21 protein-coding genes are annotated in these 20,868 nt (G+C 44.1%); 19 read left to right on the forward strand and 2 right to left on the reverse strand.

Annotated elements, in window-relative coordinates:
• Positions 1–6: 6 nt before the first annotated feature.
• The 10 genes from L2729_RS02840 (at position 7) to L2729_RS02885 (ending at position 8,833) form a co-directional block, all read left to right on the forward strand.
• Positions 7–471, forward strand: a complete 465-nt coding sequence (locus tag L2729_RS02840) for a SoxR reducing system RseC family protein (protein WP_248986886.1) — start codon at positions 7–9, stop codon at positions 469–471.
• Positions 472–603: 132 nt separating this feature from the next.
• Positions 604–2,394 carry a translation elongation factor 4 gene (gene lepA, locus L2729_RS02845; protein ID WP_248986887.1) on the forward strand — a complete coding sequence of 597 codons (1,791 nt, stop codon included), beginning with the start codon at positions 604–606 and terminating at the stop codon, positions 2,392–2,394.
• A gap of 137 nt (positions 2,395–2,531) precedes the next feature.
• Positions 2,532–3,449 carry a signal peptidase I gene (lepB, locus tag L2729_RS02850; RefSeq protein ID WP_248986888.1) on the forward strand — a complete coding sequence of 306 codons (918 nt, stop codon included), beginning with the start codon at positions 2,532–2,534 and terminating at the stop codon, positions 3,447–3,449.
• A 1-nt stretch (position 3,450) separates the two neighbouring features.
• The gene (gene rnc / locus L2729_RS02855; RefSeq protein ID WP_101090482.1) at positions 3,451–4,128 is read left to right on the forward strand and encodes a ribonuclease III; all 678 of its coding nucleotides are present in this window, start codon (positions 3,451–3,453) and stop codon (positions 4,126–4,128) included.
• Positions 4,125–5,117, forward strand: a complete 993-nt coding sequence (gene era / locus L2729_RS02860; RefSeq protein ID WP_101090481.1) for a GTPase Era — start codon at positions 4,125–4,127, stop codon at positions 5,115–5,117. The genes rnc and era overlap by 4 nt, the downstream gene beginning before the upstream one ends.
• Positions 5,118–5,447: 330 nt before the next feature.
• Positions 5,448–6,161, forward strand: a complete 714-nt coding sequence (gene recO / locus L2729_RS02865) for a DNA repair protein RecO (RefSeq protein WP_248986889.1) — start codon at positions 5,448–5,450, stop codon at positions 6,159–6,161.
• Between the two features lie 121 nt (positions 6,162–6,282).
• Entirely contained in the window at positions 6,283–7,020 is a 738-nt protein-coding gene (gene pdxJ, locus L2729_RS02870; RefSeq protein WP_248986890.1) for a pyridoxine 5'-phosphate synthase, read from the forward strand.
• 86 nt (positions 7,021–7,106) lie between these two features.
• Positions 7,107–7,502, forward strand: a complete 396-nt coding sequence (acpS, locus tag L2729_RS02875; protein WP_248986891.1) for a holo-ACP synthase — start codon at positions 7,107–7,109, stop codon at positions 7,500–7,502.
• Positions 7,503–7,576: 74 nt separating this feature from the next.
• Positions 7,577–7,870: a hypothetical protein gene (locus L2729_RS02880; RefSeq protein WP_248986892.1), complete on the forward strand. Its 294-nt coding sequence runs from the start codon at positions 7,577–7,579 to the stop codon at positions 7,868–7,870.
• 423 nt (positions 7,871–8,293) lie between these two features.
• Positions 8,294–8,833 (forward strand): Mpo1 family 2-hydroxy fatty acid dioxygenase, encoded by a 540-nt coding sequence (locus tag L2729_RS02885; RefSeq protein ID WP_248986893.1) that lies wholly within the window; start codon positions 8,294–8,296, stop codon positions 8,831–8,833.
• 68 nt (positions 8,834–8,901) lie between these two features.
• On the opposite strand, the gene L2729_RS02890 is transcribed toward L2729_RS02885, so the two are convergent.
• Together L2729_RS02890 and L2729_RS02895 are read right to left on the reverse strand one after the other, a co-directional pair.
• Entirely contained in the window at positions 8,902–10,176 is a 1,275-nt protein-coding gene (locus tag L2729_RS02890; protein WP_248986894.1) for an HlyC/CorC family transporter, read from the reverse strand.
• A 122-nt stretch (positions 10,177–10,298) separates the two neighbouring features.
• Positions 10,299–11,087, reverse strand: a complete 789-nt coding sequence (locus L2729_RS02895; protein ID WP_101090474.1) for a cytochrome C assembly family protein — start codon at positions 11,085–11,087, stop codon at positions 10,299–10,301.
• Positions 11,088–11,493: 406 nt separating this feature from the next.
• Between L2729_RS02895 and ffh the strand changes: the two genes are divergently transcribed.
• The 9 genes from ffh to L2729_RS02940 all read left to right on the forward strand — a co-directional run bounded on the left by ffh (position 11,494) and on the right by L2729_RS02940 (position 20,827).
• Positions 11,494–12,867 (forward strand): signal recognition particle protein, encoded by a 1,374-nt coding sequence (gene ffh / locus L2729_RS02900; RefSeq protein WP_101090473.1) that lies wholly within the window; start codon positions 11,494–11,496, stop codon positions 12,865–12,867.
• Between the two features lie 218 nt (positions 12,868–13,085).
• Positions 13,086–13,337, forward strand: a complete 252-nt coding sequence (gene rpsP, locus L2729_RS02905) for a 30S ribosomal protein S16 (RefSeq protein WP_101090472.1) — start codon at positions 13,086–13,088, stop codon at positions 13,335–13,337.
• Positions 13,338–13,357: 20 nt separating this feature from the next.
• Positions 13,358–13,888: a ribosome maturation factor RimM gene (gene rimM, locus L2729_RS02910; protein WP_101090471.1), complete on the forward strand. Its 531-nt coding sequence runs from the start codon at positions 13,358–13,360 to the stop codon at positions 13,886–13,888.
• A gap of 15 nt (positions 13,889–13,903) precedes the next feature.
• Positions 13,904–14,650 carry a tRNA (guanosine(37)-N1)-methyltransferase TrmD gene (trmD, locus tag L2729_RS02915; RefSeq protein WP_248986895.1) on the forward strand — a complete coding sequence of 249 codons (747 nt, stop codon included), beginning with the start codon at positions 13,904–13,906 and terminating at the stop codon, positions 14,648–14,650.
• Positions 14,651–14,686: 36 nt separating this feature from the next.
• A complete protein-coding gene (gene rplS / locus L2729_RS02920; RefSeq protein ID WP_101090469.1) occupies positions 14,687–15,040 on the forward strand; it encodes a 50S ribosomal protein L19 in 354 nt (117 codons plus the stop codon).
• Between the two features lie 390 nt (positions 15,041–15,430).
• A complete protein-coding gene (locus L2729_RS02925) occupies positions 15,431–16,522 on the forward strand; it encodes a 3-deoxy-7-phosphoheptulonate synthase (RefSeq protein WP_101090468.1) in 1,092 nt (363 codons plus the stop codon).
• A gap of 14 nt (positions 16,523–16,536) precedes the next feature.
• Entirely contained in the window at positions 16,537–17,676 is a 1,140-nt protein-coding gene (gene tyrA, locus L2729_RS02930) for a bifunctional chorismate mutase/prephenate dehydrogenase (RefSeq protein ID WP_248986896.1), read from the forward strand.
• Positions 17,677–17,969: 293 nt separating this feature from the next.
• A complete protein-coding gene (gene hcp, locus L2729_RS02935; protein WP_248986897.1) occupies positions 17,970–19,634 on the forward strand; it encodes a hydroxylamine reductase in 1,665 nt (554 codons plus the stop codon).
• A 95-nt stretch (positions 19,635–19,729) separates the two neighbouring features.
• Positions 19,730–20,827 (forward strand): FAD-binding oxidoreductase, encoded by a 1,098-nt coding sequence (locus tag L2729_RS02940; protein ID WP_248986898.1) that lies wholly within the window; start codon positions 19,730–19,732, stop codon positions 20,825–20,827.
• Positions 20,828–20,868: the final 41 nt, after the last annotated feature.

The following is a 20,868-nucleotide window of genomic DNA, read 5'->3' on the forward strand; positions in this document are numbered from 1 at the left end:
AAGATTATGATGGAAGAGATCGCCAAAGTTGTCGCTAATGGCAACTCTGGCTGGGTCGTTGTAGAGGTTGAGATGAAGAGTGCCTGTAATCACTGTGAAAGTGGTGATTCGTGTGGCACTTCTGCAGTCGCAAAAGCCTTTTCTTCAAAAGTTCAGCGTTTTTCGATTCAAACTGAACGTGTTTTAGCTAAAGGGGAGCGCTTAAAGCTTGGCCTTCCTGAAAGCGTTATTCTAAAAGCGGCTTTATTAGTTTATATGCTGCCATTAATGGGTTTCTTTATTGGCGCTTATAGTGGCAACGTTTTAGCGGCTGCTGTTGATGTCAATCAAGACCTATTATCGATAATAGGGGCGTTGATTGGGGGCGTAAGTGCTTGGGCTGTAGGAAAGAAGTTTGCTAAAGCGCTAGAGGAAAGGGCACTGCCAATCATCATTAAATCGCTTGGAACACCAATAGATATAGCGCAATAACCGCAGTTACGTAGCCGCGGGTTTAATATTCCATTGTAAAATCATTTTAAAAATTGGTATTAAAGCCGCAATCGGGTACAATTCTGCACCTTAAAAATTGTTTTTCAACTTCGAGTTTAGTCATCCCGCATAATGAAGCATATTAGAAACTTTTCGATTATTGCCCATATTGACCATGGCAAATCAACACTCTCAGATCGCCTTATCCAAGATTGCGGTGGTTTATCCGATCGTGAAATGGCTTCCCAGGTTTTAGATTCAATGGATCTAGAACGTGAGCGCGGTATTACTATTAAAGCGCAAAGCGTGACTTTGGATTATAAGGCTAATGATGGTGAAACTTACCAGCTCAACTTTATTGATACACCTGGTCACGTCGATTTCTCTTATGAGGTGTCACGTTCCTTAGCGGCTTGTGAAGGCGCGCTATTGGTCGTTGACGCAGGACAGGGGGTTGAAGCACAAACGGTCGCCAACTGTTATACCGCCTTAGAGATGAAATTGGACGTTGTCCCTGTCTTAAACAAAATCGATTTGCCACAAGCTGATCCAGAGCGCGTTGCAGAAGAGATTGAAGATATTGTTGGTATTGAAGCCGCTGATGCCGTGCGCTGCTCCGCTAAAACGGGTGTAGGTATTGCAGAAGTACTTGAAGTCATCGTGGCACAAATTCCGCCACCTGAAGGCGATCCAGATGCGCCTCTTCAAGCCTTGATCATTGACTCATGGTTTGACAGCTATTTAGGCGTCGTTTCACTTGTTCGTATTAAGCACGGCAAGCTGAAAAAAGGCGATAAGTTTAAAGTCATGTCTACGGGGCAAAACCATACGGCTGACCGAGTGGGTATCTTTACCCCTAAACAGACCGATACTGACGAGCTCAATACGGGTGAAGTTGGTTTTGTTATCGCCGGCATAAAAGAAATTCATGGCGCTCCAGTGGGTGATACGCTGACGCTTGCCAAAAATGGTGCACTTGAGCCATTACCTGGATTTAAGAAAGTTAAACCACAGGTTTACGCGGGTGTTTTCCCAATATCGACTGACGATTACGAGAGCTTTCGTGATGCATTGAACAAGCTAAGCCTCAATGATGCTTCGTTGTTCTTTGAGCCTGAAACATCATCAGCACTTGGTTTTGGTTTCCGCATCGGCTTCTTGGGTTTACTCCATATGGAGATTGTCCAAGAGCGTTTAGAACGTGAATACGACCTCGATTTGATCACCACAGCACCTACGGTAGTTTATGAGGTGATTGGTACCAAAGGCGAGACCATTTACGTTGATAACCCGTCTGATTTGCCTGCAATTAACAACATCGAAGAGATGCGCGAACCTATCGTAGAAACCAATATTTTGGTTCCTAAAGAGTACTTAGGTAACGTTATTACTTTATGTGTTGAAAAACGTGGCATGCAGACCAACATGGTTTATCACGGTAACCAAGTGGCAATCACCTACGACATGCCAATGGCTGAAGTGGTCATGGACTTCTTTGACCGTTTAAAATCAACCAGTCGTGGTTATGCATCACTTGAATACAATTTTAGCCGCTTTGAGCCTGCAGATATGGTGCGCCTTGATATCTTGATCAATGGTGACAGAGTTGACGCATTAGCGATGATCACCCATAAAGGTAGTGTTCGTCAGCGCGGTCTTGCTCTGGTTGATAAGATGAAAGAGCTTATCCCTCGACAGATGTTTGATATTGCAATTCAGGCCGCTATTGGTAGTCAGATTATTGCCCGCTCATCTATTAAGGCTTTACGTAAAGATGTTACCGCTAAATGTTATGGTGGCGATATTTCGCGTAAGAAGAAGCTGTTGCAGAAGCAAAAAGACGGTAAGAAACGCATGAAACAAGTGGGTAACGTTGAAGTACCACAAGAAGCGTTTTTAGCAGTGTTAAAGCTTAATGATTAAGTTAATCCATTAAGATTTGTTAATATATCGCTAGAGTTTGCGCCGCAGTTTGCGGCGCTTTCATTACTGGCGTATAACCTTAGTGACAGCGGTATTTTCATCGCTACCCAATTATGTTTGGCAGGAGTTAATTAATAATGGCAGCCTATTTTTCTCTTATTTTAGTCTTTGTCACGCTAGGCAGTGGTCTAGTTTGGATGGCGGATGCGCTTTTATTTGCGCCTAAGCGTCGTGAGAAGTTGGCAATGGCTCAAGCTGCAGAAGTTGATCTAAATGAGGACAGTATTGAAGTCATCATGCGCGAGTCAGCGTTTGTTGAAACGGCAAAGTCTATCTTTCCCGTGATTGCGTTTGTGCTTATTCTACGCTCTTTTATTTATGAGCCATTTCAGATCCCATCAGGCTCAATGATGCCGACATTATTAGTCGGTGACTTTATTCTGGTAGAGAAGTTTAGTTACGGGATTAAAGATCCTGTATGGCGCTCGACTCTAAAGGAAACGGGTAAGCCTGAGCGTGGAGATGTGGCGGTATTCAAGTACCCTGAAAATCCACAAATCGACTATATCAAGCGTATTGTCGGTTTGCCTGGCGATAGAATTGTATACCGTAATAAGCAACTTTCTATTCAACCAGCTTGTGCTGAAGGTCAAAGTCCTTGTCCTGAATTAAAAGTGGTTGAGCGCGTTTCGGTTAACCGTGGCGAGTTTTCGCAAGATGGTACGCCATTATTGCGTTATAAAGAGCAGCTTGGTGATGTCACTCATGACATCTTAATTAACCCGTCTCGACCAGACATGATTAATTACTATCATCGCCAAGAGAACGTACCGTTAACTGAATTTATTGTGCCAGAAGGGCAGTATTTTGCGATGGGTGATAACCGCGATAACAGCACCGACAGTCGTTTCTGGGGCTTTGTACCCGAACAAAACTTAGTCGGTAAAGCGGTGGCTATTTGGATTAGTTTTGAATTTGACAGAACGGCTGCTGACTTATTGCCAGCTTGGATCCCAACAGGGGTACGTTTTAACCGTGTAGGCGGAATTGTGTAATATGGAACCGATTAAAAATATCCCTAGACTATGCCGTACCTTAGGTTATGTGTTTGCAGACCAAGCATTCTTAGATCAGGCGCTAACACATCGAAGTGCCTCTAATAAGCATAATGAACGACTTGAGTTTTTAGGTGATTCAATACTTTCAATTGTGATTTCTGATGCGCTATATCATCAGTTTCCTAAAGCAACTGAAGGCGATTTAAGCCGCATGAGAGCGACATTAGTCTGCGGTAAAATGCTCGCCGAAATTGCTATTGAGTTTAAGCTAGGCGATTACCTAAAGCTTGGCCCTGGCGAACTTAAAAGTGGCGGTTTTAGACGAGAATCTATTTTAGCCGATGCGGTAGAAGCCATTATTGGTGCTATCTATCTTGATTCAGAAATTGAGAATTGCAGAAGGCTAGTGCTTAATTGGTATGCATCGCGTTTGGACATTATTGAGCCGATTAACCAGAAAGATCCAAAGACTTTGCTTCAAGAGCATTTGCAGAAGTTCAGAAAACCGCTGCCTATTTATAAAGTCGTCCATACTGAAGGGGATGCTCACGAGCAGACCTTCACCGTTGAATGTGTTGTAGAAGACTTGAAACAAGCCGTTGCTGGGGTTGCTAGTTCACGCCGAAAAGCAGAGCAAAGTGCAGCCGCTCAAGTGTTGGAGTTAATAAAGAAATGAGTAACAACAAAGATTTACCAGAGAGCAATGAGCCGAGTCTAGATGACTTACTCGCGCAGATGAATAACCCTTCATCTGCGGTTAAGTATGCAGTGACTTATTGCGGAATGGTGGCGATAGTAGGGCGACCAAATGTTGGTAAATCGACTTTACTTAACAAACTGTTAGGCCAAAAAGTCAGTATCACCTCTAAAAAGCCACAAACGACTCGACACCGTATTATGGGGATCCATACTGACGGTCCGCGACAGGTGGTATTTATTGATACCCCCGGTTTGCACATGGAAGAGAAGCGCGCCATTAACCGTTTAATGAACCGTGCTGCCGCCAGCTCGCTTGCCGAAGTCGCCTTAGTTATCTTTGTGGTGGACGGCATGACTTGGACCGCTGATGACGACATGGTACTGCGTAAATTACAAAGCCGTGACGATGGCCGTAAAACGATACTAGCCATCAATAAAGTGGACAATATTAAAGATAAAAAGGCACTGTTCCCGTATCTGCAAGAGTTGGCTAAAAAGTTTGATTTTGATGAAATCCTGCCTATATCAGCGACTCAAGGCACTAACGTGCAACGTATCTTGGATATGTCAGTTGAGGTTGTGCCGGAGTCTCCACATTTCTTCCCTGAAGATTATGTGACGGACCGTTCGCAAAAATTTATGGCATCAGAAATCGTTCGTGAAAAACTCATGCGTTTCTTAGGTGACGAACTGCCTTATGATTGTACGGTTGAGATTGAGCAGTTTAAGATGATGGAAAATGGCGTTTACCAGATCAACGCATTAGTGTTGGTTGAGCGTGAAACGCAAAAGCGGATGGTGATTGGTAATAAAGGCGAGCGTATTAAGACCATCAGTTCTGCCGCCCGTGTTGATATGGAAACCCTGTTTGATAACAAGGTTTTCTTGGAAATGTGGGTTAAGGTCAAATCGGGTTGGGCTGATGATGAACGCGCATTGCGTAGCTTAGGTTACGGCGACGAGTAATCATTTACTTCGCTTGACAATAATGCCTCTTTTTAGCAATAAGAAGAGGCATTTTTATACCTATCCTTATTGAATCGTGATTAACTCTCTACAGTCGGGTAAAGCCGATAAAAGCCGGTTAAAGCTGATAAAGGCGGGTTAAAGGCCGATAAAAGCTGGTTAAAGGCCGATAAATGCCGATAAAAGCTGGTTAAAGGCGATTAAGGCCGGTTAATGCCGATAGAGCGGATAGAGCGGATAGAGCAGATAGAGCGGATACAACCGATAAGATGACACATGCTATGATGTTTTTGTTGTTTTAATGCATTTACCCATTAGGATTTAATCATTATGGAGCGTGGATACGTTCTTCATACTCGGCCCTTTCGCGAGTCTAGTGTACTCGTTAACCTACTGGTTGATGGTAAAGGTCGTGTTGACGCTGTGGCACGACTAGGAGGCGCAAAAAATTCGATCCGCAGCATAGTGCAGCCCTTCCAGCCAATCATTTTTCAATTACAGGGCAAGTCGGATTTAAAGAATTTAAAGCAAGTTGAAGCTGCTAGTCCAGCAGTGCCGTTAAGCGGTGATTGTTTATATTCAGGTCTCTATCTTAACGAGTTGCTGATCCGCTGCCTAACCGTGCAGCACAGTGCCGAAGATCTATTTTTTAATTATCATCAAACACTCATCGCAATGGCAAAAGGGTTTGACCAAATCCAGTTGCGTTATTTTGAATTAGCATTGCTGCAAGAGTTAGGCACTATGCCATCGCTCGAGAATGATCCGTCGGGGGCGTTCATTACGGCCAGTGGCTTCTACCGTTTGGATATGGAACATGGCTTTATGCCCGTCGTTGCGACAGCGTTTAATCAACACAAGTTCTTTACCGGCGCAATGTTAGTCGCACTCAAGGATCAATCCCTAGCAGCCGAACATTCAACGGAAGCCAAGAAGCTGATGCGACAGCTATTAGCACCCACGCTGGGCGATAAACCATTGCACTCACGCAGCTTGTTTATTAAGAAACGGGTAAGTACCAGCAACATCCCCCCTAAGGGTTAAGCTTGGCTTTACTATTTCAATCAACTAATTCAATGGCGTAACGACTAGCCCCTTGCTAGCTAAACGTTAAATCTCCCAGTACAATAGCCTCTTTATATTGTTGTCTATTTAAGGAATACACATGAGCCGGATCCTACTGGGCGTTAACATTGACCACATTGCTACGCTACGCCAAGCTCGCGGTACAAACTATCCTGATCCTGTTCATGCTGCCGCCGTTGCCGAACATGCTGGCGCTGAAGGTATTACCATCCATTTGCGTGAAGATCGCCGCCATATCATCGATAGAGATGTATATACGTTAGCGAAAACCTTAAAGACGCGCATGAACTTCGAGATGGCTGTCACCGATGAGATGCTTGATATTGCTTGCGATATTAAGCCTGCTTACGTTTGCCTAGTGCCAGAGAAACGTGAGGAGCTTACAACCGAAGGTGGCCTTGATGTTGCGGGCCAGCAAGACAAAATTGCAGCTGCTGTAGCACGCTTGACTCAAGAGGGCATTAAGGTCTCTTTGTTTATTGATGCAGATACCACTCAAATTGACGCGGCTGTTGCCGTTGGCGCTCCTGTGATTGAGATCCATACGGGTTGTTACGCAGACGCGCTAACAGATGCCGATACCGCAACTGAACTTAGCCGTATCAGCGAGATGGCAACTTATGCCCATGGGAAAGGTTTAGTGGTTAATGCGGGTCATGGTTTGCATTACCATAACGTTAAGCCTATTGCCGCGATCCCTGAGCTTTACGAGCTTAATATCGGTCATTCGATTATCGCTCGCGCCGCTATCGATGGCTTAGCGACTGCCGTACGTGATATGAAGCAGCTAATGCTTGAAGGCCGCAGAGGCGAGTAAAGGTTTTTAAAGCTGCTTTTAAAGCCGAGCGTAGCACTGAGCTATTCTCGGCTTTTGTTTAACTATCGCCGAGTGTTGAGGGATTTATGATTGTTGGCTTAGGTACAGATATTGTTGAGATTGCGCGTATCGAAGTGCGAGTCCCCAAAGCGGGAGAACAAGAGTTACACAATAACCGTCTAGCCAAAAGAGTACTCACGCCGACAGAGCATGCCTTGTTTGTTGATTCATCTAACCCCAGTCGCTATCTGGCTAAGCGCTTTGCTGCGAAAGAAGCTGCAGCCAAAGCACTAGGAACAGGGATTGGCCGAGGTGTGTCATTTCAACATATTGAGATCAGCAACAATGATAATGGCGCCCCTATCGTCACTTTTACTGCGGGTGCTGCCGATAGGCTCGCTGAGCTGGGCGGCGTGAGAGGGCATTTGTCTATTGCAGATGAGCAGCACTATGCCACGGCAACGGTAATTTTAGAGTCTTAGTTGCATTAGGTCATTATTGAGCGCTAAGTATTGCTTATCAAGATGATGCATTGAATAAGGGCCGGATAGAAAAAATGATCAAGAATAAATTAATACTGAGTTTGTTTATTATCGCCACACCAATATTACAAATAATTGGGCCTATGTATCTGATTGAGGTCGATAGAATTGATCATGAAGGTATTGCTACGGGGTTAGCGTTTTTATTCACTTGTATTTTGTGGGTCGTAACGTTATTTGTTGCAAGCTTAATAGTCGGTAAATTCGCATTTAAAAAATGGCGTTATGGACTAGCTGCAAATATCCCTTTATTTGGTGCTGCACTGGTTATGTTGATCAGTATGGCTGATAGCGGTGCTTTTTCTTGATGTTATACTTCAGCAGTCTTGCAGATAGCTAACCTTATTAAACTACGCTTAACCAAAGTCGTGGAATTCAATCATAAACTTGGGCAAGGAAAACTGCTCGTCGGATCTGAATAGATTCATATATGCCGTGGTAGCTTAATGCCAAAGAGCGACCTTCTCCTGCAGGTTTCCCCCAAGACGCTCTTACTAAGTTACGTACATTTATACTGGCGTGTCTTATGGATAGATGACTAATGCATCCGATGAGATCTTTAGTACATCAATTCAATGGAAATAGGTTGCTGCACTTTTTGAGGTCAAACTTACAAAGACTTGATATCCGGGCTGAATGTTTACTCTATTAATAGTGCGTAAAATCCTTTAGGTTAAAGATAAGTTAAATAATAACTATAATGAGACTTGATCAAGTATGGAGACAAATAGATGAAATCCGCCGTTGAGCAGCTATCGACCTACAAAAGCGTGCACTTAAATCCAAGTAATATTAAGACGCACTTCTTCGGTGTACCATTAATTATTTGGTCTGCTTTTGTTGGTTTTAATCTTATTCCCATCAATGTCTCATTTTTTGATGACCCAGTGATCACTGTTAACATTGCGACGGTTTTTGCTATTGTTGTGTTGGTTTATTATTTTATGTTACACGCAAAATTAGCCATAGGATTGACGTTGTTTATCATTCCAGTGCTCTACACCTCGAGTGTGGTGGCTCAATATGATGGCGCAGGTTATATCGCGATTGTGACGTTTATTGTGGGATGGATTATTCAGTTTATCGGCCACAAATATGAGAAAGCTAAACCCGCTTTTGTTGATGACCTTAATCAATTACTCATAGGGCCATTCTTTTTGATGGCTGAAGTGTATTTTAAGTTAGGTTTAGAAAAAGACTTATTAGCTGAAATAACCCCGATTGCACGAGATAAGCGCAGAGCGATTGAAGCGGCTAAAAAGGTAAAGTAGCATAACGGCAACCGTTACAAAAAACGCTAATCAATGATTAGCGTTTTTAGGGGCATTTAGCGGTCAACTTATGTATTAGGTTGCTCATAATGCTGAGGTAGCACCCGCACTGTCTTGACCATGTTATCACCAAGTTTGATGACTTCAATGGGGTAGCCAGCAATACGCATGCTGGTTTTTACTGTTGGGATCTCTTCAAGGTGCTCTAATATCAAACCATTGAGGGTTTTGGGGCCATCAATCGGAAAGTGCCATTCCATCTCTTTGTTCAATTCACGGATGTTGATGGTGGCTTCAATAAGAAAACTACCGTCTTGTTGCTCGCAAATATCTTCACTCGGGGTGGCAAGCATCGATGTGGTGTAATCACCTACAATCTCTTCGAGAATATCCTCTAAAGTAACCAATCCTTGAATGTCGCCATACTCATCAACGACGAGACCAATACGTTCTTTGTTTTGCTGAAAGTTGCTCAGTTGTACGTTGAGCGGGGTGCCTTCAGGAATAAAGTACAACTCTTTTACGGCGCGCAGTAATGAAGATTTGCTGAACTGCTCTTTAGACTGCAATCGTAATGCATCACGCAAATGGACAAAGCCGACAGCGTCATCGACAGTGTCGCGGTAGAGTAGAACGCGAGTATGCGGGCTCTGAATGACCTGTTTATTAATGCTCTTAAACTCGTCATTGATGTTGATGGCATATAAGTCTGAGCGCGGCACCATTACATCTTCTACCGTCACCTTCTCTAAATCCATGATCGACAGTAGCATCTCTTGATGTCGCCTTGGGATCAATGCACCAGCTTCGTGCACCACAGTGCGCAGTTCTTCTTGGCTTAATGCATCTGAGGTTTTTGTCGAGTTGATGCCTGCGAGTTTGAGCACGCCAGAGGTGATGCCATTAACGATTTTTACAAATGGTGACAGCACGATGAGTAAGAACTGTAATATAAAGCTTGATGGGAAAGCGATACGTTCTGGGTGCAATGCGGCAAATGTTTTGGGGGTGACTTCGGCAAAAACCAGTACCACTAATGTTAATACACCGGTAGAGATGGCAATACCAACATCACCAAATAGGCGGAGGCCTATAATCGTCGCAATGGATGAGGCTAGGATATTGACGAGGTTGTTGCCAATGAGGATAAGGCCAATCAGCCGATCCGGGCGCTCCAACAGCTTAGTGGCACGAATCGCCCCTTTATGGCCGCTAGATGCTAGATGGCGTAAACGATATCGGTTTAAGGTCATCATCGCGGTTTCAGACCCTGAGAAATAGGCTGAAAGTAGAATTAAGACGCACAGAACAGACAATAGTACGCCAGTGGATATTTCGTCCAAAAGTTGGAGCTCCGCAGTGGATAAATAAAAGCTGTAAAAATTAGTAATTACAGATATTTCGAAAGCATGTCAAGTTTGGCTCAATGCTGAACTGATTGAGCCAAAGTTGACGAAGATGAGAATTAGCTGAGGATTAACTCTTTAACGATACGGGCGCCAAAGTACGCGAGCGTCAACAACACTCCCCCAGTTAGGGTATAGGCAACGGCGGTTCTAATTTTACAACCAACCCAATATTGCTGGGCTAACATGCCAATGTAGACGCACCAAGCGAGGATAGACAGAATCGCTTTGTGACCTTTGCCTTCTTCAAACATATCATCGAGGAAGATAAAACCAGTCGCAAGCGCTAAGCTCAATAAAATCACGCCGACAATAACAAGATGATACAGCTGTTTTTCAACTGTCATCAGAGGCGGCATTGTCGATGTCATAATGAGCTTTTTATTCTTGAGTCGACGCTGAATAATCGCTAACTGGATGGCATATAACGCCGCAATCATTAAGGCACTGTAGGCCATTAATGACAGCACTACGTGCACGAGTACATCTGGGTGGATGTCAAAGTGCGTAATATACTCTGGTGGTACTAACCATAAAAGGGCAACTGAGATCACCGAACAGGCATATACCACAGGCACAACGACGATGACTTTAAGACGAAACATTAAGACGGTGAAACTAAAGGCGATGATCCAATTCACCATTGAGATGACATTGGTCAGGCTAAAGTTTTGTCCGTTACCCGTAAAAATAGCTTGCGATAGCGCTGCCGCGTGTAAAACAACACCAATGGCTGCGACACCCGCAACTAATTTTCGGTTGGGTCCGTCTGCGTGGAAAAGACGAGTCGCGACGAGTATCAAAGCAATACTGTAAAAAAACATGGCTGACGCTGAAAAAATAACCATTGAGTATTAACCTATTGTTTTGTTGACTTATTGTTTTATTAACTTGTTGGTTGAGCCAAAAAGTTAAAGCAGACTAAACGACATTTATATTAACCTGATTCATGCAGAAGTTAAATTACTGAATCACAAATCGTAACGCGCTGTGTTTCCAATCTAAAGGCACTCGATTTTAATCACGGAAATCGCGTACAACGCTAGCCATTAGAGTAACATGAGCTCGGGTTAGTGGGCAGTGACATTCGGTGCATAATTGAGTGGATTATATGTCTCATGTCAGTTTTTTTGCAAAATGTTGCCTTTAGGGGCAAATGTAAACCAAGTTACTTGATGCATTGAGTAGCATAATATCTGGGCATCGCTATAATACGGCCCATCAATATCAATTTTAAACGGTAAGAACTGGATAATGTTTGAGAACTTAACTGACAGACTGTCACGTACGCTGAAAAATATCAGCGGCCGTGGTCGCTTAACGGAAGAGAACGTTAAGGAAACCTTGCGCGAAGTTCGCATGGCGCTACTTGAGGCCGACGTTGCCTTACCAGTTGTACGTGACTTTGTTAATAGCGTAAAAGAGCGCGCTGTCGGACAAGAGGTATCCAAAAGCCTAAGTCCCGGCCAGGCATTTATTAAGATTGTTCAAAGTGAGCTAGAAAATTCGATGGGTGAAGCTAATGAAGCTTTGAACCTGTCAGCTCAACCGCCAGCAGTGATAATGATGGCCGGCCTGCAAGGTGCGGGTAAAACCACCAGTGTCGCTAAACTTTCTAAGTTCTTACGCGAGCGCGAAAAGAAATCTGTTCTGGTTGTGAGTGCCGATGTATATCGTCCTGCTGCAATCAAGCAGCTCGAAACGTTAGCGGCAGAAGTGGAAGTCGAGTTCTTCCCATCAGATGTCAGCCAAAAACCGGTTGATATTGCTAAAGCGGCCATTGCGCACGCTAAACTCAAGTTCATTGATGTTGTTATTGTCGATACTGCAGGTCGTTTGCATGTTGATGAAGCCATGATGGATGAGATTAAAGAGCTTCACGCTACCGTTAATCCAGTCGAAACCTTGTTTGTGGTTGATGCCATGACAGGTCAAGATGCGGCAACCACGGCCAAAGCCTTTAACGAAGCATTGCCTCTTACGGGTGTCGTATTGACCAAGGTTGATGGTGATGCGCGAGGCGGTGCTGCACTGTCGATTCGCCATATTACCGGTAAGCCGATTAAGTTCTTGGGTGTGGGTGAAAAAACCGACGCACTAGAAGCTTTCCATCCTGACAGAATAGCTTCACGTATTCTTGGTATGGGCGACGTATTGTCGCTTATAGAAGAAGTCGAGCGCGGTGTCGACCAAGACAAGGCGATGAAGCTTGCGGCAAAAGTGAAAAAAGGCGGTAACTTCGATCTAGAAGATTTCCGCGAACAGCTGCTGCAAATGAAGAACATGGGCGGCATGATGAACATGATTGAGAAGCTGCCTGGCGTGGGTCAGTTACCACCAGAAGCGCTTGCTCAAGTTCAAGACGGTAAAATGACCGGCCAAATGGAAGCCATTATTAATTCAATGACGAAAGGTGAACGTCAGCGCCCTGATATTATTAAGGGTTCACGTAAACGCCGCATCGCGATGGGTTCTGGTACACAAATTCAAGACGTAAACCGTTTACTTAAACAGTTTACGCAAATGCAGAAAATGATGAAGAAAATGTCGGCTAAAGGCGGCATGAAAAAGATGATGCGCGGTATGAGCGGTATGTTACCACCGGGCATGAAAATGCCTGGACGCTAGTCTATTATTAATTGTTCCGTATCTAATTTTACCGGCTAGGGTGAGTTTTCATTCTAGCCTGTGAATCGTTTTTGGCGTAATAAACGTCGATTACGGTTGCATTCGCTGGTCAGTCAGGTAATATCTGCCAGCTTTCTATCTGGGGCTCTCCGCGAACACGGAGTTTCAGTTTTTATTTTTGCTTGATAAAAAGCAAATCATTAGAGGATACAAAACGCATGGTTACCATTCGTTTAGCTCGTGGCGGCGCAAAAAAGCGTCCATTTTATAACATCGTTGTTGCTGACAGCCGTAACGCCCGTGACGGTCGTTTCATTGAGCGTGTTGGCTTTTTTAACCCATTAGCTCGTGGCCAAGAAGAAGCTTTACGCTTAGATCTTGACCGTGTTGAGCATTGGGTTGCTAACGGTGCTGCTACATCTGATCGTGTAGCAAAATTGATCAAAGACGCTCGTAAAGCAGCTGCTTAATAGCGTTAAGGTATAGATTGATGAGCAGTAAACAAGAACCCGTCGTACTTGGTAAATTAGGTTCAAGTCATGGCATTAAAGGTTGGTTGAAAATCACTACCTATACCGATTCTGTTGAAGGTATTTTTGATTATTCTCCTTGGTTGTTAAAAGAGCAAGGTGAATGGCGCGAGGTTAAAGTCCTCCAGTGGCGCATGCAAGGTAAAGCGGTTGTCGCTTGTCTTGAAGGCGTAGAAACACGGGATCAGGCTCAGGCACTTACAAATTGTGAGATTGCCGTACCCGCTGAACAGATGAACGTTTTGCCAGAAGATGAATTCTACTGGCGAGATCTTATCGGATGTGAAGTGGTTAATACCAAAGGCTATAACATGGGTAAAGTGCAGGAGATCGTGGAAACAGGATCAAATGACGTACTTCTTGTTAAGGCTAACGCGAAAGATGGCTTTGGCAAAGCGGAACGAATGGTTCCCTTTGTTACCGAACAGTTCATCCTAAAGGTGGATTTGACGGCAAAACAGATTTTAGTGGATTGGGATCCGGACTTTTAAGTCGAGGTACAGCAGATGTGGTTAGGGGTAGTAACCCTGTTTCCGGAGATGTTTCGTGCCGTAACAGACTTTGGCGTAACGGGTCGTGCAGTTAGCAAGGGTTTGCTAGAGATGCAAATGTGGAATCCTCGTGATTTCACCCATGATAAACATAATACAGTGGATGACCGCCCATACGGTGGTGGCCCTGGCATGTTAATGATGGTGCAACCTCTACGCGATGCTATCCATGCAGCAAAAGCTGCAGCTGGAAAAGAGGCAAAGGTGATCTACCTTTCTCCTCAAGGCCGTAAGCTTACACAGCAAGGCGTTGAAGAGTTAGCAAAGTCATCCAGTTTGATTTTAGTGTGTGGACGATACGAAGGTGTCGATGAACGCATTATTCAAACTGAAGTGGATGAAGAGTGGTCGATTGGAGATTACGTGCTTTCGGGCGGTGAAATCCCAGCGATGACTTTGATTGATTCAGTATCAAGGCTGGTTCCTGGCGTGCTAGGAAAAAAGGCTTCGGCAGAGCAGGATTCCTTCTCTGACGGCTTACTGGATTGTCCCCACTATACGCGTCCTGAAAGTATGGATGGTCTGGATGTTCCAGCCGTATTGTTAAGTGGAAACCACGAACATATTAGACGCTGGCGTCTGCAACAAAGTCTCAGTAGAACTTTGTTAAGACGACCAGAATTACTTGAAAATCTAGCTCTGACTGGCGAACAAAAGCAGCTTTTAGCTGAATTTGTAGACAGCATCAAACAAGATGATTAGTCGAAGCGCAGTTATTACTAGAATGGAGTTTATTTAATGAATAACATCATCAAAATGCTCAACGAAGAGCAAATGAAAACCGACGTACCAGAATTTGGTGCCGGTGATACAGTAGTTGTTAAAGTACGTGTTGTAGAAGGCGGTAAAGAGCGTCTACAGGCGTTCGAAGGCGTTGTAATCGCTAAGCGTAATCGCGGCGTTCACTCTGCATTCACAGTACGTAAAATCTCTAATGGTGAAGGTGTTGAGCGTGCGTTCCAGACTCACAGCCCAATCATCTCTAGCATCGAAGTTAAGCGTCGCGGCCGTGTTCGTCGTGCTAAGCTTTACTATCTACGTGAACGTTCAGGTAAGTCTGCACGTATCCGTGAGAAGCTCGGAACTAAGTAATTTAGTCCCTAGTTATAAAAAAGATGCAGTGTTCGCACGAGAGACCGCCTATATGGCGGTTTTTTGTGAGCTGCGATTCAGTAAAAAGTCACTCTAGTTAACCTATTTCACAGCATCTCTTCCTCGCAAAAATGTCTCCTCATATACTTACTGGTATATTCCTCAGCTAACCTGTTTAATTAATTGAGCCTAGTAAAATCGGCCGTAAGCACAAAATTATTCATTTACTGCACTTGTTACTTGATCTTAGTCAGACGGACAGGCATAGTGCTCTCAAGGTGTAATGGTGTAGCATTACGCAATTACGAATAATTTAGTAAGATTAACTGTTAATTGAGGCGACAACGCCGCAAATTATTAGCAAGTTAACACTTAAATCAGGTGATAAGCATGCAGCAAGATACGATAAACAATATCCATATTAGTTCAGAGAAAGTGTTGGTGACTCCAGAGGAGTTAAAGCGCGATCTCCCCTTGTCTGCTCATGCTAGCCAATATGTCCTTAAGGCCCGTAAAACGGTATCTGACATTGTGCATAAACGAGATAATCGAGTCTTGGTGATCTCCGGACCTTGCTCTATTCACGATATCGATGCAGCCAAAGAATACGCACTTAAGCTTAAAAAGCTACATGATGCGTTAGGTGACCAATTCTATGTGTTGATGCGCGTTTACTTCGAAAAGCCGCGTACTACCGTGGGCTGGAAAGGCATGATTAATGACCCTGATATGAATGAGTCGTTTAACGTTGATAAAGGATTACGTAAAGCACGCGAATTGATGATTTGGTTGGCTGAGCTTGGACTTCCTGTCGCCACTGAAGCGCTTGATCCCATTAGCCCACAGTACATGTCGGAACTGATCACTTGGTCAGCGATTGGCGCTCGTACCACTGAATCGCAGACTCACCGCGAGATGGCATCAGGACTCTCTATGCCTGTTGGCTTTAAAAATGGTACTGACGGAAAACTTGGGGTCGCAATCAATGCGCTTGAATCCGCGGCTAGTAGCCATCGTTTTATGGGGATTAACCAAAAAGGTCAAGTTGCCTTACTGCAAACGGCCGGCAATCCAGACGGTCATGTGATTTTACGCGGTGGTAAAGCACCAAATTACGATGCGGATAGCGTCGCTGAGTGTGAGAAGCAACTGCATGCCGCTAAATTGAACGCGCGTCTGATAGTGGATTGCAGTCATGGTAATTCATCAAAAGATCACAACAAGCAAGTACCAGTGTGTGAAGATGTGTTCCGCCAAATCGTTAATGGTAACCAGTCTATTATTGGGGTGATGCTAGAGAGCCACCTTAATGCGGGTAAGCAAAGCAGTAACTTACCGTTAAACGAATTAGCTTATGGTGTCTCGGTGACAGATGCTTGCATCGATTGGCAATCAACAGAAGCATTATTACGCACTGGCGCTGCAGACTTAGCTTCAGTATTACCAACAAGGTTTGATATGCTGAACGTTGCGAACGGCTGATGGAAGAGAGAGTGATGAACGAGAAGACCACTGCAGAGCTTGAAAACCTGAGAGACTTGATTGATGGCGTTGACCAACAATTACTCCATCTGCTCAGAAAACGGTTAGATCTAGTGGCACAAGTGGGTGCTGTTAAGCACGGTGCTGGCCTCCCGATTTATGCTCCTCAACGTGAAGCGTCAATGCTGGCAAAGCGTCGCGGCGAAGCAAAAGCAATAAATGTGGAGCCACAGCTAATCGAGGATATTTTAAGGCGTCTAATGCGCGAGTCTTATCTTAATGAGAAGGACGTTGGATTTAAGCAAGTTAATCCTGATCTCGGCCATGTGGTGATTGTTGGTGGTGAAGGCAAGTTGGGCGGCTTATTTTCGCAAATGCTGACTTTGTCAGGATATGAAGTTAAATCTTTAGATAAAGATGATTGGGTTAATAGTCAGACGATTTTTGACGGAGCAGGGCTGGTTATTGTGACGGTGCCGATTAACATCACTTGTGAGTTGATTGCCAACAAACTAACGCAATTACCAAACCACTGTATTCTTGCTGACTTAACCTCGATTAAAACCGCACCGGTTGAAGCCATGTTAGCAGCGCACTCTGGCCCTGTTTTAGGCTTGCACCCGATGTTTGGGCCTGATGTGGGCAGTTTAGCAAAGCAGGTAGTCGTGGTGTGTCATGGCCGTGACCAGTCTCAATACCAATGGTTGATCGAGCAGATTGAGATCTGGGGCGCGCGTATCGTTGAAGCAGAACCTGAGAAGCATGACAAAGCGATGCAACTCGTGCAGGCAATGCGACACTTCTCCTCTTTTGTTTACGGGCTTAACCTCTATAAAGAGGAGGCTGATATTGAATCTCTGCTGCAGTTTAGCTCACCAATATACCGCTTGGAGCTGGCGATGGTAGGGCGTTTATTTGCCCAGAGTCCTGAACTATATGCAGATATTATTTTTGCTCAAGAGGAAAGTTTGGTAGCGATTAGCGATTACCTCGAAAACTATTCTCAAGCCTTGTCGGTATTAAAGTCTGGTAACCGAGAAGCGTTTGTTAAACAGTTCGAACAAGTGGCGCAGTGGTTTGGTGATTTTGCACCACAGTTCCAAAGAGAAAGCCGGGCGATGTTGCAATCGGTCAATGATATGAAAACCGATTAGGGTTATTTGAGCGGATGTCATATCAATATTAAAGGAGCTTAGGCTCCTTTTTTATGGTCAAAACCACCCTAAACGTTAATGAGAATAAATAGTATTATCAGTGCTATTTTTAGCCCGCATCAATATCCTGCACATTTTGACCAATTAGTTAAAATTAGCGACAGCTTAAGGTGATCTCATTCATAGTTTTAACCATTAACCATAGAAAGTACTTTTGCAATTTCTCAATCGGCGTACACTAATTTCAAAAGATGCAATCTAAATGCATGTATTAGGTATTAGGAGTAAACGTCGTGTTTTGTATTCAATGTGAGCAAACAATTAGAACGCCTGCGGGCAATGGCTGTAGTTACACTCAAGGTATGTGTGGCAAGTCGTCAGATACATCTGATCTACAAGATCTTCTAATCTACATTCTTCAAGGTGTATCAGCATATGCTGTACGTGCTCGTGAAGTCGGTGTTATCGATCACGAAATCGATACGTTTGTACCTAAGGCGTTTTTTGCAACGCTAACTAACGTTAACTTCGATGATGACCGTATTATTGGATACACCACGCAAGCAAACGCTTTCCGTAATCGTTTACAAACAGCTTATGAAACCAAATGTGCTGAGCTGAATATTGAAGCTAAAGCGCCAACAGCAACGATGCAGCTAGTATTAGGTGCAACTAAGCCAGAGATGCTATCTCAAGCTTCACAAGCTGCGCCTAACCGTGGAAAAGACGAAGTTCATGAAGATATCATGGGACTACGTTTACTTTGCTTATATGGCCTTAAAGGCGCTGCTGCATATATGGAGCATGCTCGAGTACTTGACCAAACCAACGATGAAGTTGCTGGTGAGTTCCACGAGATTATGGCATTCCTAGGTGAAGACTCTGTTGATGGTGACAAGCTGTTTGACACTGCAATGCAGATTGGTCAACTTAACTATCGCGTAATGGCGATGTTAGATGAAGGCGAAACTCACTCATTTGGCCATCCAGAGCCAACTCAAGTGAACACCAAATCTATAAAAGGTAAGGCTATCTTAGTGTCGGGTCATGACATGAAAGATCTAGAGCTTATCTTGCAACAAACTGAAGGCAAAGGTATTAACGTGTTTACACACGGTGAAATGTTGCCCGCACTTGCTTACCCAGAACTTAAGAAATTCCCACACCTTGTCGGTAACTACGGCAGTGCATGGCAGAACCAGCAAAAAGAATTTTCAAACTTCCCTGGTGCTGTCGTAATGACGTCTAACTGCATAATCGATCCTAATGTAGGCGATTATTCAGACCGAATCTTCACCCGTAGCATTGTGGGTTGGCCTGGTGTTAGTCATATTGTGGGTGACGATTTTAGTGCTGTTATTGCTAAAGCTGAGTCTTTAGAAGGCTTCGCCTATGATGAGATCCCCCATCTAATCACCATAGGTTTCGCTCGTAACGCACTTATGGCTGCAGCGCCTACAGTGATTGAGAATGTTAAGAGTGGTGCTATTAAGCATTTCTTCTTAGTCGGCGGTTGTGATGGCGACAAGGAAGAGCGTGGATACTTTACTGATATCGCGACTCAAGCACCGGCTGATTCAGTCATCCTGACGCTAGGTTGTGGTAAGTATAAGTTCAACAAACTTGAGTTTGGTGACATCAACGGTATCCCACGTCTATTGGACGTTGGTCAGTGTAACGATGCTTATTCAGCTATCCAACTTGCGATTGCATTGTCTGAAGCATTTGAATGCGATATCAATGAATTGCCATTGACGCTAGTACTGTCTTGGTTTGAACAAAAAGCGATTGTAGTTCTGCTTACTCTACTCTCACTGGGTGTAAAGGACATTTTGACTGGCCCTACAGCGCCAGCGTTCCTAACCGCAAACTTGGCTAATGTATTAGAAGAGAAGTTTGGACTGCGCACAACGACTACAGTTGAAGCGGATCTTAATCGCATTCTAAACGTAGCTTAAACGCCTGTTTAGTGGGTGATGAGTAAGTAATAATGGCCACTCATATGTGGCCATTTTTATGTCAGAAATATTTTTAACATCTAGGTTTGAGTGATATGGCTAATAATATAAATGTGCCGGCGACAGAGCAGTTTGAAGCTAAGCAGTGGCAAGCAGGCGAGCATCAGTTAGTGTGTGTTGAAAAGTGGAACGAGACTCACGATGTCGTTAGTTTTCGCTTTCAAGGTATCAAGCCCGTAAAGTTCCACTTTAAACCAGGGCAATTTTTAACATTATTATTAGAGATTGATGGCGAGAAAATCGGTCGTAGCTATACGATAAGCTCATCACCTTCACGTCCATTTTCTGTGGTGCTGACGATCAAGCAGATCGATGGCGGTAAAGTGTCCAATTACTTGGCTAATAATTTAGACGTTGGCCATGTTGTGCGTGCACTTGGGCCTGATGGCGCATTTAATCTTATTGATATCAAAGCTGAAAACTACCTGTTTTTAAGCGCAGGTTGCGGTATTACGCCGATGTATTCGATGTCTCGATGGTTAGCCGATACTCAAATTAGCCCTGATGTTTGCTTTTTACACAGCGCAAAATCAACTCAAGACCTTATTTTTAAAGATTCACTTGAGCAGATTGCCGAGCGCAGTCACCAATTTAGACTCAACTATATTTTAGAAAATGTTGACGCTGAGCCTTGTGCCCATGTTGACGCGCAGGCCGGACGATTATCAGCCGATAACCTGCAACGCTTAGTGCCTGATTTTCAATCTAGAACCGTGTTTGTTTGTGGACCAGAGCCATACATGGCAGCGGTTAAAGCATTGCTTGAATCACTTAATTTTAATATGGCGCAATTTAATCAAGAAAGCTTTGGTTCATTCAAAGGTGACTTAGGCGAACTCGCTGCAGCAAAAGAGAGCGCCTCGAGCGACGATGCGAGTGGCTTTATGCTGCGGGTTGGCGATAAAACACGCTCACTTACCAGCGGACAAACAATACTTGATGGCGTTGAAGCTGAGGGACTCCCTATCATTGCGGCTTGTCGCTCTGGTGTTTGCGGTGCTTGTAAATGTAAGGTAGTAGAAGGTGAAACTGAATCTTCTAGCCAAATGTCACTGACACCAGATGAAATAGCACAGGGTTATGTTCTGGCTTGTTCAACGAAGTTGAAGTCAAATGTGACATTAGAGCTGTAGCCTTAGAGGCTATATTTTTTGTTAATAAATTTGAAATAAAT

Origin of the sequence: Shewanella gelidimarina (genome assembly GCF_023283945.1) — a bacterium.
In the GTDB taxonomy this organism is placed as follows: domain Bacteria; phylum Pseudomonadota; class Gammaproteobacteria; order Enterobacterales; family Shewanellaceae; genus Shewanella; species Shewanella gelidimarina.